This is a genomic window from Nannocystis exedens (assembly GCF_002343915.1).
Lineage (GTDB): Bacteria > Myxococcota_A > Polyangia > Nannocystales > Nannocystaceae > Nannocystis > Nannocystis exedens.
The window spans coordinates 6,793,023-6,807,892 of record NZ_NETK01000001.1 but is presented as its reverse complement, the minus strand read 5'-3'; the positions used below and the strand labels follow the sequence as shown (position 1 = coordinate 6,807,892).

Sequence of the window (14,870 nt, the reverse complement as noted above, 5' to 3'; positions counted from 1 at the left end):
CCACTACCAGCGCTACTTCGGGATGAACTGGTCGCACAGCGCGGCTACCTGCGCCGCTGTCTCTTTGAAAAACTCCCCGTAGGACGGCGCGCAGATCGATTCGACGTTGCCGTGCTTGATGTAATCTTCCGCGAACAGCCGAAGGCGGTTCTTCGCGGCCAACGGCGGTTCGCCGGGGAAGCACAAACTCGGCGAGAGCTCGACGTCGGAGGTGATGACGAGGGCGAACACTGCGTCCTCGTCGCCGCCCTTCACCGCGTAAAGGGCCTTCGTCCACTGATAGGGTCCCCCGAACGAGTCCTGGTCGAACGTATCCTGAATGACCACCACCAGGAGCAGCGCGTCGTCGCGCAGGAACCCTTCGTTGCAGCCCCCGGGGCCGTTCAAGTCGACGCCTGTATCGATCAAGGGGTGACCGACGGCCGCGAGGATCGAGTCGAATGGCAGCGGACTGGCCCCGCCCCAACCGACGCGGGCGAGGCAGTCGAACGCGGCGGGAAGGTCGGGGTCCTCGCGGGTGATGTACCGACGGCCACCCGCAAGCTTGCAGCGGCGGCCAGAGGATCCGATCTCGCTGCTGAAGGTCTCGCCAGCCCCAATCGTGAAGTCGCACTCGTCGATGGTCGCCCCGCACAGATCCGGCATCCCGTTTGGATCACAATCGGCCGGATCCTGGCACAACGAGCAATCGTCCATCGACCACCAGAATGAAGAATCTGTCACGAGGACGTGGAGGTCAAAGCCGTCGAGTTCTTCCTCGAGCGCCTGCGCGAACTCGGGGAACGCCGCGAGCAGCCGCGTCTGGGCGAACTCCATCGTGTGCTGGGCCGAGATCGCAAAGATGACGTCCACCTTCCCCTGGCAGCCGATCGGCGCCACGTCGCCGAAGTCCGGCAGGGCACTGCCACTGCTGCCGCTCGCGGCCGGCTCAAACGTCGTCGAGGTCGATGCATCGGCCGATGTCGACACATCACCCGTGCTCGTGGTCGTCGTCGGCGACGATGGCGCGCTCGTGGTCGACGTCGGGTCACCCGCGGTCACCCCGACGCTCGTGCTGCCGAACGGCGTCGTCTCCGCGCGCGACGCGGCGTTGCAGCCAACAAGGTAGAGGACGACAGCGAAAGCGGTGACGCGCGACATCGCGCGCCAGGTTATCGGCCTCCAGAACCCGGCGCTACTCGCTTGGCGTGCCATCACGCACGATCTCAGAAAATTTATTTCGTTGCGTACGCAACAACCGGACGCGTACACGACCAAGGGCACGTACGGCGGGGCGTCAACCTCGCCCTCGATGCCCTCTCCGCGACGCGTCAGCCGTTCCCGGTCGCGACGAGTCGGGGTACAACGCCACGGTCTGCCCGACGCATCCATCCAGGAGGTGGCCTGCGACCGTGAACCAGGAGCCGCGAGCGTTACGACGAAGACCCCGGCGCCGGCGCCAACGTCTTCGGCCTCAGGGCGTGCGACGATCCGTTCCTGTTCAAGCACTTGTTCCGCAGGCCTCACTGAGGCCGTCGATTGCGACTCTCGCGGCTTCTGCGACCGCCGGCCTCCCGGGAACCTCGCGTGGGTCCGCGTGCATCCCCCTGAAGCGTCAATAGCGCATCGGCGCTATTTCGGGACGAACTGGTCGCACAGCGCGGTTAGTTCCGCCGCTGTCTCTTTTAAGAACTCCCCGTAGGAGGGCGCGCAGATCGATTCAACGTTGCCGTGCTTGATGTAATCTTCCGCGAACAATCGAAGTCGATTCGTTGATTGCACCGGAGGCTTGCCAGGAGAACACAGGCTCGGCGAGATATCGACGTCGGTCGTGATGACGAGAGCGAACACTGCGTCCTCGTCGCCGCCCTTCACCGCGTAGAGAGCCTTCGTCCACTGATAGGGTCCCCCGAGCGAGTCCTGGTCGTACGTATCCTGGATGACCACCACCAGGAGTAGTGCGTCATCGCGCAGAAACCCTTCGTTGCAGCCGCCGGGGCCGTTCAGCTCCACGCCTGTCTCGATCAACGGATGATCGAGCGCCGCGAGGACCGAGTCGAACGGTTGGGGGCTGGCGCTGCCCCAACCAACACGAGCAATGCAGTCGAACGCGGCGGGCAAGTCGGGCTCCTCGCTGGTGATGTAGCGACGGCCGCCCGCGAGCTTGCAGCGCCGGCCGGAAGAGCCGATCTCGCTGCCGAAGGTCTCGCCGGCGCCCAGCGTGTAGTCGCACTCGTCGATGGTCGCCCCGCACAGATCCGGCACGCCGTTGGGATCGCAATCGGCCGGATCCTGACACAACGAGCAATCGTCCATCGACCACGTATACGATGAATCGGTCACGAGGACGTGTAGATCGAAGCCCTCCAGTTCCTCCTCGAGCGCCTGCGCGAACTCGGGGAACGCCGCGAGCAGCCGCGTCTGGGCGAACTCCATCGTGTACTGGGTGGAGATCGCAAAGATGACGTCCACCTTCCCCTGGCAGCCGATCGGCGCGACGTCGCCGAAGTCCGGCAGGGCACTGCCACTGCTGCCGCTCGCGGCCGGCTCGAACGTCGTCGAGGTCGATGCATCGGCCGATGTCGACACATCACCCGCGCTCGTCATCGTCGTCGGCGACGACGGCGCGCTCGTGGTCGACGTCGGGTCACCCGCGGTCACCCCGACGCTCGTGCTGCCGAACGGCGTCGTCTCCGCGCGCGACGCGGCGTTGCAGCCAACGAGGTAGAGGACGACGGCGAAAGCGTTGACGCGCGACATCGCGCGCCAGGCTATCGGCCTCCAGAACCCGGTGCTACTCGCTTGGCGTGCCATCACGCACATTTTGGAAGAATTTATTTCGTTGCGTACGCAACGACCGGACGCGTACGGCGGGGCGTCAACCTCGCCATCGATGCCCACGCCGCGACGCGACGACCGTGGGTGGTCTCGACGAGGACCGTGGGATCGCCTCGGTTCGTGCGCGGCGACTCCGCCGGTATCATCTTCGCGGCGCGAGCGGAGCCGAGGACATGTCCCGAAGTACACTTCTCGTCTCCCTCGTGACCGCCGGCTGCTACGCGGACGTAGAAGGCCAGGCCACCGCCCTGTTCCCCCAGGGCAGCGACAGCGGCGGCGCGTCGTCGTGGGTGACCAGCACCGGCGTCGACGCGAGCGCGGCGAGCGGGCTGCCGGCGACGACCAGCGACCCGCACCCGGCCACCCCCGGATCTGGCGAGCCGTGGAGCACGACCACCGGCGAGCCGGTGGACGAGCCGCCCGAGATCCTCCTGTTCGAGATCGAACCCCACGTGCTGCACGAGGCGGGCGCGGCCGAGGCGTTCGCGGTCGTGAGCCCGAACGTGACCCACCTGCATCTGAGCGTCACCACCCTGGAGATCGAGGAGAAAGAGTTCGCGCCGTCCGAGTTCACGTGGTCCGTCGACGCCACCTCGAAGGCCAACTCCAACGGCACCTACGAGCTGCTGCTGACCGCCGAGGACGACAAGATGCAGAAGGACCAGGCCTCGGCTACGCTGGTGGTGATGCTCCCCGACACCGGGACCCAGCGGTGCGTCTTCGAGGAAGACATCGGCTCGGGCTGGTTGACCGCCGTCGTCTACGGGGACGCGCTGGTCGTGGCCGGCGCGCTCGCGGCCCCCTCGCTCGAGGCCACGGTGTGGCGCCTCGATCCCGACACCTGCGCCCCGCAGTTCGGCTCGCCCTGGCAGATCTCCCAGTGGACCGAGCTTCCGGAGGTCCAGCCGCCCTCGCAGGCCGTCGGCCTGGCGGTCGACGCCGAAGGCCGCACCGCCATCGCCGCCAACATCGGCTCCGGCCTCGCGCGTCGACCCTACATCGCCGTGCTCTCACCCGAGGGCTCGCTCGAGTGGGAACGCCTCGGCGCCGTCGGCCAGACCTACAGCGGCATCACGGCCAGCCCGGACGGCTTCTTCGTGGTCGGCGAGGCGCTGGTGAACGAGCTGCCTCCCCGCTACGACGGGTTCATCGAGGGGTTCGGCGACGGCGGGACGATGCTCTGGTCCGCCACCATCGCGGCGCCGCTGCCCGGCGACAACTGGACGGACGACCTCAACATCTTCGACGAGCATCCGCGCGCGGTGGCGTGGTCGGAAAAATTGAACGTTCTGGTCGTGGTCGGCGAGCGCTACATCTTCAGTGACAACAGCGAGCCACCTCTGCGGGCGTTTTCGGTCCAGTACAAGCTCAACAACAGCCTCACCGACGCGTGGACGTCGAGCGGTCTCGATGCGGCCGAGGACGGCCTCGTGGCCGTCACGACCTGTGGGGAAGACATGGTTGCGAGTGGATGGATTCAGCCCGGTAAGACCGCGCGCTCGCCGGCTGCCCGCTGGCTCGACCCTACGGGCGACGGTGACGCGAAGCGAAGACTCGATCCTCTCGAAAACACGACGTTTTACGGGATCGCCTGTGACCGTGAGAACAAATTCACGACAGCGGCCAGCACCGCCACCTCCGCTGCGGTGGTCGGGTTCCAGAGCAGCGACGATCCTTTTCTGTTCAAGCACGACGTCGCCGACGCTGGCCTGCAGGCGGCCGACTGCGACGGCCGAGGGTTTTGCGCGGTGGCAGGTCTTCGTGGCGATCGAGCTTGGGTGAGAGTGCATCATCCGTAACCACGTCCCTCACAACGAGGGTCGGACAGCTCTCTGAGAATGAGTGCTCCAAGCTCGTCAGTCCGGGATGAACTGATCGCAGAGCATGGCGAGTTGAGCGGCGACATCCTTGAAGAAGGGGCCGTACGCCGGCGCGCAGATCGACGCCATATTCCCGTGCTTGAGCTGCTCTTCCATGAAGATCCGCATGCGGTTCTTATCGAGAGGCGGCTCACCAGGAGCGCAGAGATTCGGCGATATATCGTTGTCCGCAGTGATGGCGAGCGCGACCACCGCGTCCTCGTCGCCCCCCTTCACCGCGTACAGCGCCTTTTTCCACTGGTAGGGCCCCCCCAGCGACCCGTACTCGTAGGTGTTCTGGATGATCACGAGCAACAGCAGCGCATCGTCGCGGAGGAACCCCTCGTTACATCCGCCCGGAGAGTTGAGCTCGACGCCCGTCTCGATCAGGGAATGGTCCAGAGCGGCGAGGATCGAGTCGAAGGCCAGCGGCGTGGCACTGCCCCACCCGACGCGTGCGAGGCAATCGAACGCGGCCGGGAGATCGGGCTCTTCGCTGGTGATGTAGCGATGGCCTCCCGCGAGCTTGCATCGCCGGCCCGAGGAGCCCAGCTCGCTGGCGAAGGTCTCGCCGGAGCCCATCGTATAATCGCATTCGTCGATCGTCGCGCCGCAAAGGTCGGGCACGCCGTCGGGATCGCAGTCGGCTGGATCTTGACACAGCGAACAGTCATCCATCGACCACGTGTGCGACGAGTCCGTCACGAGGATGTGCAGGTCGAACCCGCCGAGCTCTTCCTCGAGCGCCTGCGCGAACTCGGGGAACGCCGCGATCAGCCGCGGCTGGTACTCCTTCATCGGATATTCAGTGGAGATCGCAAAGATGATGTCGACCTTCCCCTGGCAGCCGTCCGGGGCGACGGCGCCGAAGTCCGGCGGAGCGGCGCCACTGCTACTGCTGCCGCCAACGACCGCGTCGCTCGTCGAGGTCGACGTCGATACATCCGTCGCTGTCGCCGTCGACGTGGACGTGGACGAGGACGTCGTGCTGGTCGATGTCCCCGTCGACGTACTCGTCGTCGCAACCTCACTGCTCGCGCTACCGAACGGCACGCCATCGGGCGCAGCAGCCTGGCAACCGACAAAGCAGAGAGTGGTGACGACCAATCCGGCGAGGCGCGACATCGCGCGCTACCGTATCGGCCACACGGCCCCGGCGCTACTCGTTTGGCACGGCGAAGCACAAGAATGGAGCCGCCTAAATGTTTGCGTGCGCACCACGAACTGCGCCGGTCGAAGGTGTCGCCTCGAGCCATCCGCAGCACGTTTAAAGATTGAAGAAGAGGCTCCGTCCGAGGGACGGCGGTCTGGACAACGACCGCTGGTAGCAAGAAAAAACAGGCCGACGCGTCCTTCATTCTTGCGCTTGCCCCTCAGATGCCCAGCGCTGCAATCGTGGATGGGTCGCCACGATTCATCACGAGATGAACGGCTCGCTCCATCGAGTTCGGCGGCCAGCTCCCTGAACAGCAAACGCTGCCTCACCGGCGCTCCTGCCCGCGGTATCCTCGAAGGGTCGCGCTCCCGAGCACCACAATCACCGATGGGGGCACGGATCGCACCGCGGCGCGACCTGGGCCGCGACATCCTCGAGAACGCGCCCTACTCGGGCCGCGCAGATCGACGCCCTCATGCCGCGCTGGACCTGCGCTTCCACGAAGCTCCTCCCAGGATTGGGATATCCCTGGGCAGATCCGCGAGCGCGCATCGATCGGGTCGTCCGATCCGGCACTCGTGCTCGCGCTGGTCGTCGCAACCTCACGACTCGTGCTGGCGAACAGCGCGCCGCCAGGCGCGCCGGCGTGGCAGCCAACGAAGTAGAGGTGAGACCGACGCCGTGCGACATCGCGCGTCACCTTTACGGACCATGCGACCCGGGCGCTACTCGTTTGGCGGGACGCTGGGAGCCATCTATTCGGTTGCTTGCGAGGGACCATGCGACCCAGGCGTGCTCGCTGCGCGCTGTGCTACCCGACGATGGCAGCCGTTTTTTCGGTTGCTGCCAGCCATTCATTCGGTTGCTCGCGCAACGAGCCCTATGCGAAGCCGGGCGCCGCCCGCGTTCGCTCGCAAGCTGTGTCACAGCAAGGAAATACACGGCTTTGAACGCTTGCCGCCGACGATTCTCTTGCGCCGTCATCGCAGACGCTTCCTCCAGGCAAGAAAATGCAGGCCTTCTCCCTCGCACATCAAGCCCGCGCAACCAGTCTTGCTGCGCGCTCTTTTTTTAAAAATTTGCGACGGCGCGTCGGCCAGACTCACGACCTCTCGCGCCGAACAGTCTCATTCCTTGCTCCGAGCCCACCTGCCGCTGTCACGATGACCCGGCCCGCTTCCCGTTGCTGAACTTCAGCCGCAGCTCGAGCGTCCGTCAGTCGAGCTTCACGTCGGGACTTCGATCTCGAGCGCCTCTTCGAGGGCGGGCAGGGTCGCGTAGGCGGCTCACCCCGCGCCGGCCCGGGCGTCGCGCCTCTCGGGCGCACGCCCCAAAGCGCGCGCCTGACGAGCACCTTCACGGCGACGAGCCGCACCCCGTCGCGCCTGGCTTCGCCGGCGTCGGCCGCTCGCGTAGACTCGCCGCGGTGACCGATCACCTCGGCGAGCTCGCGGCGATCGGCACGGCCGTGTGCTGGGCGCTCGGCTCGCTCGCCTTCACGCGCGCGGGGCGGCGGATCGGCAGCTTGCCGCTCAACGTCATCCGCCTCGCGCTCGCGCTGGTGTTCGCCGCGGCCGCCGGCCTCGCGCTGCGCGGGCGAGCCTTGCCGACCGACGCGACCGCCGAGCAGTGGTGGTGGCTGGGGTTGTCGGGCTTCGTCGGCTACTTCCTCGGCGATCTCTGCCAGTTCCGGGCCTTCATCGAGATCGGCCCGCGCCTCACCCTGCTGCTCATGGCGCTCGCGCCGCCGCTGACCGCCCTGATCGACTTCGCCGTGCTCGGCCAGCGCCTCACCCCGCTGTCGCTGGCCGGGATGGCGATCACCCTCGCAGGTGTCGCTTGGGTCCTGTCTGAAAGGACACCCGCCGCCACGACGCCGGGGCCGGCCAGCCCGAGGCTACGGGGGATCTTGCTCGGCCTCGGGGGCGCGCTCGGGCAGGCCGTGGGGCTGGTGCTGAGCAAGCGCGGGATGGTCGGCTACGAGCCGCTGGCGGGGGCGCAGATCCGGATGCTCGTCGGCCTGGCCTGCTTCGTCGCCCTCGTGCTGGCGGCCTCGGCGGGACCGCGGCTGCGAGCTGCGCTGGGCGACCGCGGCGCGCTCGGCTACGCCACCATCGGCGCCCTGCTCGGCCCGTTCCTCGGCGTCTCGCTGGCCCTGTTCGCCCTCCAGCGGACCTCGGCCGGCGTCGCCGCCAGCCTGCTCAGCACCTCGCCGATCTTCATCATCCCGCTGGCCGCCCGGCTCGAGGGCGAACGCGTCGGGGTGCGCGGGCTGCTCGGGGCCGTGGTCGCGGTCGCCGGCGTCGCCCTGTTGTTCGCCGGGTGACGCGAGTTTGCGTCCGTCGTTTGCGGCCCCCAGCCTCGCTCCGGGGCTCCCGGAGAGTCCACGGCGGGAGAACGGTCGAGGCCGCCGGTCCTGGAAAAATTCTCGCCGCCGCTGGCGCCGCCGGGCATTGCCCCTCGCTCGGTCCACGCACAAATTCTCCGGCGTATGAGCACTCCTGACGCCGTCCTCGACTTCTGGTTCTCGCCGCGGGTCCGGCCGAAGTGGTTCGTTCGCTCCGACGAGCTCGACCATGAGATCCGCGAGACCTTCGGCGAGCTGCACGCGCGTGCCGCCGGCGGCGCGCTCGACGGCTGGGCCGCCTCGCCGCGGGGCGCGCTGGCCCTCGTCATCCTGCTCGATCAGTTCCCGCGCAACATGTTCCGCGGCACCCCCGAGGCCTTCGCCTCCGACGCCAAGGCGCGCGAGATCACCAACGCCGCCCTGGCTGCCGGTCACGACCACGACCTCACCCAGGAGGAGCGGCTGTTCCTCTACCTGCCGCTCGAGCACAGCGAGGACCTCGCCGACCAGGAGCGCTGCGTCGAGCTGATGCGCGCGCTCGACGAGACCCCGATGTGGCTCGACTACGCCGTCCGCCACCGCGACATCATCGCCCGCTTCGGCCGCTTCCCCCACCGCAACTCGCTCCTCGGGCGCGACAGCACCGCCGAAGAGTGCGAGTTCCTGATGCAGCCGGGCTCGTCGTTCTAGCGAGCGGAACAGAGGGACATGTCCAATCGGACATGGTCATATGGCCATGTCTGAGAGGTCATGCCCACTGGACCACGCGGCCGCGCTCGCCGTCCCAGCACCAGGGGGTGGCGGCGTCGAGCAACGCCCCGCCGAGCCAGCGGGCCGGGGTGGGCCAGCGCGCGCGGCCGGCTAGCACCGCCTGCCCGGCCTCGGTGATCTCGGCCTTCAGCTCGGGCGGAGCGGATCCGGCGAGGTGCACCAGCGGCGCGTCGCCCTCGGCGAGCCGGCGCAGGCGGGCGAGCACCAGCAGGTCGGTCAGCCACGGGCGGGCCTCGGCGCGCCCGCAGGCCGTCAGCAGCGCGCCCAGGTCGGCGGGGCCGTCGGCCAGCGCCGCCAGCAACTGCCGCTCGGTCCGGGCCAGGCCGTCCTCACGACCTGGCCATTCGGCCAGGTGCAGCGCCAGCGCCCCGCGCAGCGCCGGCCAGGCCACGAACGCCGCCGCGTCGTCGACCAGGCTCTGCAGCCGGATCGGGCCCGGCGCGCGGTAGGCGTCCCACGCCTGCACCGCCAGCGCGATCGCGGCCGGGTCGACGCACTCGCGGGCCGCGAACGCCTGCCGCAGGCCCGCCTCGTCGAGCTCGCTGACGCTGCAGCCCGGGCGGTCGGGGTCGTCGTCGGCCGCGACCCACGACAGCCGCGCCCCGGCCGGACCGAGCCGCGCGATCAGGGCCAGCGCGATCGCCTGGCAGAACCACTCGTTACCTGTCCACAAGACCAGCTCGTCGCGCCCCGCCGCGGCCGCCAGCGCCTCGTCCTGCGCGCGCAGGCCCGCTGCGATCCGCGACACCGCAGCCGGATCGCCGACGTGCTCGGCCAACCAGTCGGCGCGGATCTGGCGAAACCCCTCGTCGTCGGCCTCGGCCGGGACCGGGCCCTCGCACAGCACCTCCGACCACTCGAGCCGCTCGCCCGGGACACCCGCCTCCGCCAGGCGGGCGAGCAGGACGGACCCACCATGTACGTGAATCGGCACGCGCGCAGCATAGTCGCCTCGGGCGCCGCTGCCCACCCTCGCGCGGCGGACGGGCCACGGACGAGGCCGCCGGCGAACCAGGCCCCGGCGCCCTTCAGTGCCCGCGAACCCGCCCGAGCATCAGCAGCAGCGCCGGCAGCACCAGCAAACTGGCGATCAGGCAGCTGGAGATCCCCATGACCATCACCGAGCCGAAGCTCTTCATGCCCCCGTAGTCGCTGAGCGTCAGCGACGCGAAGCTGGCGATCGTCGTCAGCGCCGACAGCACCACTGCGCTGCCGGTCCCGCGGACCAGGTCGTCGAGGCGTGCGTGGCTGTTGTGCTGCTCGCTCTCCTGGCAGCGGTGCATGAGGTGGACCCCGAACGCCGTGCCGATGCCGATGACGAGCGGGAGCGACACGATGTTGGCGACGTCGAACGTGCGGCCGACCGCCGCCATCAGGCCGAGCATCCACAGCCACCCGAGCACCGTCGGGATCAGCGCCAGCAGCCCGTCGCGGAGCGAGCGGAGGTCCAGCGTCACGACCACCAGGATCAGCAGGGCCGCCCACAGCGCCGCGCGGCGGAACCCCGCCACGATCATCGACGAGTGCAGCTCGATGTTGATCGCCAGGCCCGACGCGTCGGGCGCGACCGTCGTCACCGCCTGGCGGAAGGCCTCCGCCGACTGCGAGTCCCACGGCGACACCGCCGGCACCACGAACATCGCCAGGCCGTTGCCGTCGCGGGCGACGAAGCGGGTGCGGAACAGCTGCGGCAGGTCGCTCGGCGCGTAGCTGCCGCGGTCGGCCACGTTCTTGGCGGTGGTCCAGGCGCGGCGGAGCAGGTCGGCCACTTGCGGCTCGGCCGCGGCCAGCCGCTCGCGCTCGGCCGGGCCCGCCTTCTCGAGCCGCTCGCGCAGCGCGCGGAAGCTCGCCTGGGCCTGGTCCACCGCCTCGGTCGGCTGGCCGCCCTGCTGCAGGGCGAAGCGGACCTCGTCGAGCGCGTCGACGATCGCCTTGACCTTCGGCAGCAGCTCCTCCGGCGTCGTCTTGCGCGCCGCCAGCTTGGCGAAGTCGGGCAGCGGTCCGAGCTTGTCGATCGCCCGCAACTGCGCGAGCCGCTGCGGCTCGAGCGGCGGCAACAGGTCGGTGGCCGTCTGCACCCCTGCGACCTCGGGCAGGGCCCGCAGCGCCTCGGCCTCGGCCCGCGCCGACTCGATGTCGTCGGCGGCCACGTTGGCGTAGACCGGGCTCATCAGCGGGTCGCCCTCGAGCGCCTCGAGCGCGCGCACGCCCTCGCTGCCGCGCGGCAGGAAGTCGAAGTAGCGGCCGTTGAACGCGATCCGCGACAGCCCCCAGCCGCCGCCGACCGCCGCCAGCACCGCCAGCACGACGATGAACACCCGCGCGCGCGAGACGAAGCCGACCAGCCGGTGGACCATCGGCGGCTCCTTCTTCACCGCCGCGATCCCCGTCTTGCCGGCCACGATCAGCAGCGACGGCAAGATGAACAGCGTCGCCAGGACCACGAACAGCAGGCCGACCGCGGTGATGACCCCGAGCTCGGCGTAGGCGGTGAAGTCGGAGCCCAGCGTGGTGAGGAACGCCAGCACCGTCACCAGCGCGCCGACCAGGATCGCCGGGCCCGTGTGCATCAGCGCCTCGCGGATCGCCGCCGCCACCGACGAGCCGGCGCGCCGCTGCTCGTTGAAGCGGTGCATCATGTGCACGCCGAAGTCGATGCCGAGCCCGAGCAGCGTCGACACGAAGCTCGACGTGATCAGGTTGAGGTAGCCGTAGATCCAGTAGACCGCGCCGAGCGTGAGCGCGAGGCCTGCCAGCAGCGGCACCAAGCTCAGCACCGTCTGCCGCAGCGACCGCAGCATCACCAGGCACAGCACCAGGATCGCCAGGCCCGACCACAAGCTCGACTGGAACAGCCCGCGGCTGACGAGCTGCTGCTCCTCGCTGGCGAGCGCCGGCAGGCCGGTGATGTCGGCGCTGACGCCGGCCGGGGCGTTGGCCACCGCCTCGTCGCGGATCTCGCGGAGCTTGGCCATCAGCGGCGCGAAGTCGCTGACCTCGTTGCCGGAGAATTCGGGGAACACGCTGACGACGTGGTACTTGCCGTCGACCGTCTGGATGTAGCCCGCCTCGTCGCGGCCGCGCGCCGGCGCCTCGCCGGCCTGGGCCTGCATCGCCGCGCGCATGAGATCTTCGCCGGCGAGGTAGCGGTCGAAGGTGCTCGCCATCCCCCCGAGCTGCTTCAGGCCCTCGGCCGCGCGCGCGGGGTCTTGCGGCGCAGCCTCGCCGTCGAGGCCCGCCTGGAGCTGGCCCTCGATCGCCCCGAACCACGCCGGCAGACCCCCCTCGACCAGCGGCGCGAGCGCCACGTCCGGCGGCAGGTTACCTGTCACTTGAGACAGGAGGTCGGGGCGCTGCAAGAGCAGCACCTCGGCGACCTCGCTCGGGCCGACGCGGGCGAGCACGCGGCCGCGCAGCTCCGGCACCGCCTCGAACCCGGCGATCAGCCGGTCGACGACCGCGCGGCGGTCCTCCGGGCGCTCGCCCGAGACCACCACCACCGGCGCGTCGGGGTTGCCGAAGCGCTCGAAGAACCGCAGCATCCGCGCCTGGTCGGGGTTGTCGTCCGACACCAGCCCGTAGCGGGACGTCGACACCCGCAGCTGCGGCAACGTCACCGCCGACGCGGCCACCAACAACCCTGCGACCGACAGCACCAGCCACGGGCGGCTCAGGCTCACGTGCGCGATGCGGGAAAAGATCCGTTGCGGGAGAGATTCGGGCATCGGCGGACCGCCCTGAGCTATACTCGGGCTCTGTTCTGGGCAACTTATCCAGGTTTTTTGACCGCCCCGGGCGCCCCAACGTGTGACGCGGAGCACATGTCGCCCCCAAACGCCGCTCAGGCCGGTGTACAGGCCGTTCGAGGAAGACCGACCGCGCCCCGGCCGGCCGCGCCGCGAGGGGCTTGGTGTCACCTCGGGCAGCGGCTCGTGCTCCTGCTCGGCCTGCTCGCCGGCGGGTGCGGCTTCACCAGCGAAGATCGCCGCGCGATCGAGGGCGTGCTCGGCGAGCAAGCCGCGGCCTGGAACCACGGCGACCTCGAGGGTTTCTTGCGCGCCTATGAGCCGTCGGACGCGCTGGTGTTCACCTCGGGCGGCGCGATCCGGCGCGGCTTCGTCGCGGCGCGGGCCCGCTATCTCGAGCGCTATGGCGCGCGCGGGGCCGAGTCGATGGGCCACCTCGAGTTCGAGATCGTCGACGTCCGCGGGCTCGGGCGCGACGCGGCGGTGGTCCTCGGTCGCTGGCGCCTGACGCAGACGGAAGCGGCCGGCGCGGGTGTCTTCACGCTGGTGTTCCGGCGCGACGCTCGCGGCTGGAGCATCGTCCACGACCACACCTCTGTCGACAGGACCGACCCACCACCCGCGACGAGCGCCGACCCGTCCGCGTCGACGTCGTCGCGAAAACAGTCGGACACGGACAGTCGCCCTGAGTTATAGTCGCCGTCGACCTAATACCTCCGTTTTCGCGCGGGAGAGTGGTGATGCGACGTTTTTCGGGTGTTCTGTTCTTGGCTTCCTTCGGGCTCGTGAGCGGCTGCGGCGACAACGGCAATGACACGCAGGGCGCGACCGGCAACATGATGACGACGACGTTGCCTCCGCTGACGACGACCGATCCGGGCACCAGCACCAGCACGGCGACGGAGACCACCGCGCCGACCACCACCGACGGCACCGGCACCGCGACCGAGTCGACCACCGCGCCGACCACCACCGACGGCACCGCGACCAGCACCACCGAGCCGGTCGACACCACCGCGGGTCCGACCACCGAGCCGCAGACCTCGACGACGATGATGACGACGATGCCCGGCACGACCGGCGACACGCCGTGTCAGGAGATCTCGGTCACCGTCCAGCCGATCAAGCCGAACACCATGCTCGTGCTCGACAAGTCGGGCTCGATGCTGCAGACGTGGGACGCCGACGCCGACCCCAACACGCCGAACGTGACCCGCTGGTACAGCCTCTACGCGGTCGTCAACCAGGTGCTGACCGACTTCAACGACAAGTTCAACTTCGGCATGAACCTGTTCCCGTCGAAGAACGCGCTCGGCGAGTACAAGATGACCGCGTGCCTGGTCAACGACCAGGTCGAGGTCCCGGTCGCCGAGCTCAACAAGGACGCGATCATCCCGGTGCTCCCGGCCCAGAGCAACATGACGATCGCGGGCGGCACCCCGACCGCGCTCGGCATGACGGCCGCGCTCAACCACCTCAAGTCGCTCGACCCGGCGGTGCCGCGCATCGTCATGCTCGTCACCGACGGCGCCGCCAACTGCAGCACCAGCGCCGCCAACCTCACCGAGCTGTTCGAGGTCTACGACGAGAACGTCGCCCCGATCATCAGCGACGCCTACACGGTCGACAACATCCCGACCTACGTCATCGGCATCGCCATCGACAACGCGCCGAACCCGAACATCCAGGACGGCAACCCCAACACGATCAACCCGTACGAGAAGCTCAACGAGCTGGCGACCCTCGGCGGCACGGCCAAGGCGGGCAACGAGAAGTTCTACAGCGCCAACAACGCGATCGAGCTCAGCGACGCGCTCAACGCCATCGTCCAGGACGCGCAGAGCTGCATCATCCCGCTCGAGTCGCCGCCGGCGTTCCCCGACAAGACGATCGTCAAGCTCGGCAACAACGAGATCCCGATGATCACCGACTGCGCCAACGAGAGCGGCTGGCGCTACATCGAGCCGATGCCGTACATGGCGCTCGAGCTGTGCGGCACCGCCTGCGCCGACCTCAAGATCGCCGGCGAGGCCGACGTCGAGTACTACTGCGACGCCGGCTGAGCGGCGCCGCGCGGCGGCCCTCCCGCAGCTCACGAGCCGCGCGCACCCTGGCGCGCGGCTCGTCTGCTTCTTGCCGCGAATTCGCCGGTCCGCCGGCCTCGTCGCCGCACC

10 protein-coding genes are annotated in these 14,870 nt (G+C 69.1%); 5 read left to right on the top strand and 5 right to left on the bottom strand.

What is annotated here, in order from left to right:
• Positions 1-12 precede the first annotated feature (12 nt).
• Together NAEX_RS26770 and NAEX_RS26765 are read right to left on the bottom strand one after the other, a co-directional pair.
• Positions 13-1,140, bottom strand: coding sequence for a hypothetical protein (locus NAEX_RS26770; protein WP_096330318.1), 1,128 nt, complete (start codon positions 1,138-1,140; stop codon positions 13-15).
• A gap of 471 nt (positions 1,141-1,611) precedes the next feature.
• Entirely contained in the window at positions 1,612-2,739 is a 1,128-nt protein-coding gene (locus tag NAEX_RS26765) for a hypothetical protein (RefSeq protein ID WP_143140319.1), read from the bottom strand.
• Positions 2,740-2,990: 251 nt separating this feature from the next.
• On the opposite strand from NAEX_RS26765, the gene NAEX_RS26755 reads away from it, so the two are divergent.
• Positions 2,991-4,616 (top strand): hypothetical protein, encoded by a 1,626-nt coding sequence (locus tag NAEX_RS26755; RefSeq protein ID WP_143140318.1) that lies wholly within the window; start codon positions 2,991-2,993, stop codon positions 4,614-4,616.
• Between the two features lie 57 nt (positions 4,617-4,673).
• Here NAEX_RS26755 and NAEX_RS26750 read toward each other — a convergent pair whose 3' ends face one another.
• Positions 4,674-5,801, bottom strand: a complete 1,128-nt coding sequence (locus NAEX_RS26750) for a hypothetical protein (protein WP_096330314.1) — start codon at positions 5,799-5,801, stop codon at positions 4,674-4,676.
• A gap of 1,457 nt (positions 5,802-7,258) precedes the next feature.
• Between NAEX_RS26750 and NAEX_RS26745 the strand changes: the two genes are divergently transcribed.
• Both NAEX_RS26745 and NAEX_RS26740 read left to right on the top strand, forming a co-directional pair.
• Positions 7,259-8,158, top strand: coding sequence for a DMT family transporter (locus NAEX_RS26745; RefSeq protein ID WP_143140317.1), 900 nt, complete (start codon positions 7,259-7,261; stop codon positions 8,156-8,158).
• A 165-nt stretch (positions 8,159-8,323) separates the two neighbouring features.
• Positions 8,324-8,869: a DUF924 family protein gene (locus NAEX_RS26740; RefSeq protein WP_096330312.1), complete on the top strand. Its 546-nt coding sequence runs from the start codon at positions 8,324-8,326 to the stop codon at positions 8,867-8,869.
• 58 nt (positions 8,870-8,927) lie between these two features.
• On the opposite strand, the gene NAEX_RS26735 is transcribed toward NAEX_RS26740, so the two are convergent.
• Both NAEX_RS26735 and NAEX_RS26730 read right to left on the bottom strand, forming a co-directional pair.
• Entirely contained in the window at positions 8,928-9,884 is a 957-nt protein-coding gene (locus NAEX_RS26735) for a hypothetical protein (RefSeq protein WP_143140316.1), read from the bottom strand.
• A gap of 94 nt (positions 9,885-9,978) precedes the next feature.
• Positions 9,979-12,630, bottom strand: a complete 2,652-nt coding sequence (locus NAEX_RS26730) for an MMPL family transporter (protein ID WP_096330310.1) — start codon at positions 12,628-12,630, stop codon at positions 9,979-9,981.
• A 252-nt stretch (positions 12,631-12,882) separates the two neighbouring features.
• Here NAEX_RS26730 and NAEX_RS26725 point away from each other — a divergent pair, with 252 nt between their 5' ends.
• Positions 12,883-13,392, top strand: a complete 510-nt coding sequence (locus NAEX_RS26725) for a YybH family protein (RefSeq protein ID WP_170136029.1) — start codon at positions 12,883-12,885, stop codon at positions 13,390-13,392.
• A gap of 71 nt (positions 13,393-13,463) precedes the next feature.
• Entirely contained in the window at positions 13,464-14,759 is a 1,296-nt protein-coding gene (locus NAEX_RS26720; protein ID WP_096330308.1) for a vWA domain-containing protein, read from the top strand.
• Positions 14,760-14,870 lie beyond the last annotated feature (111 nt).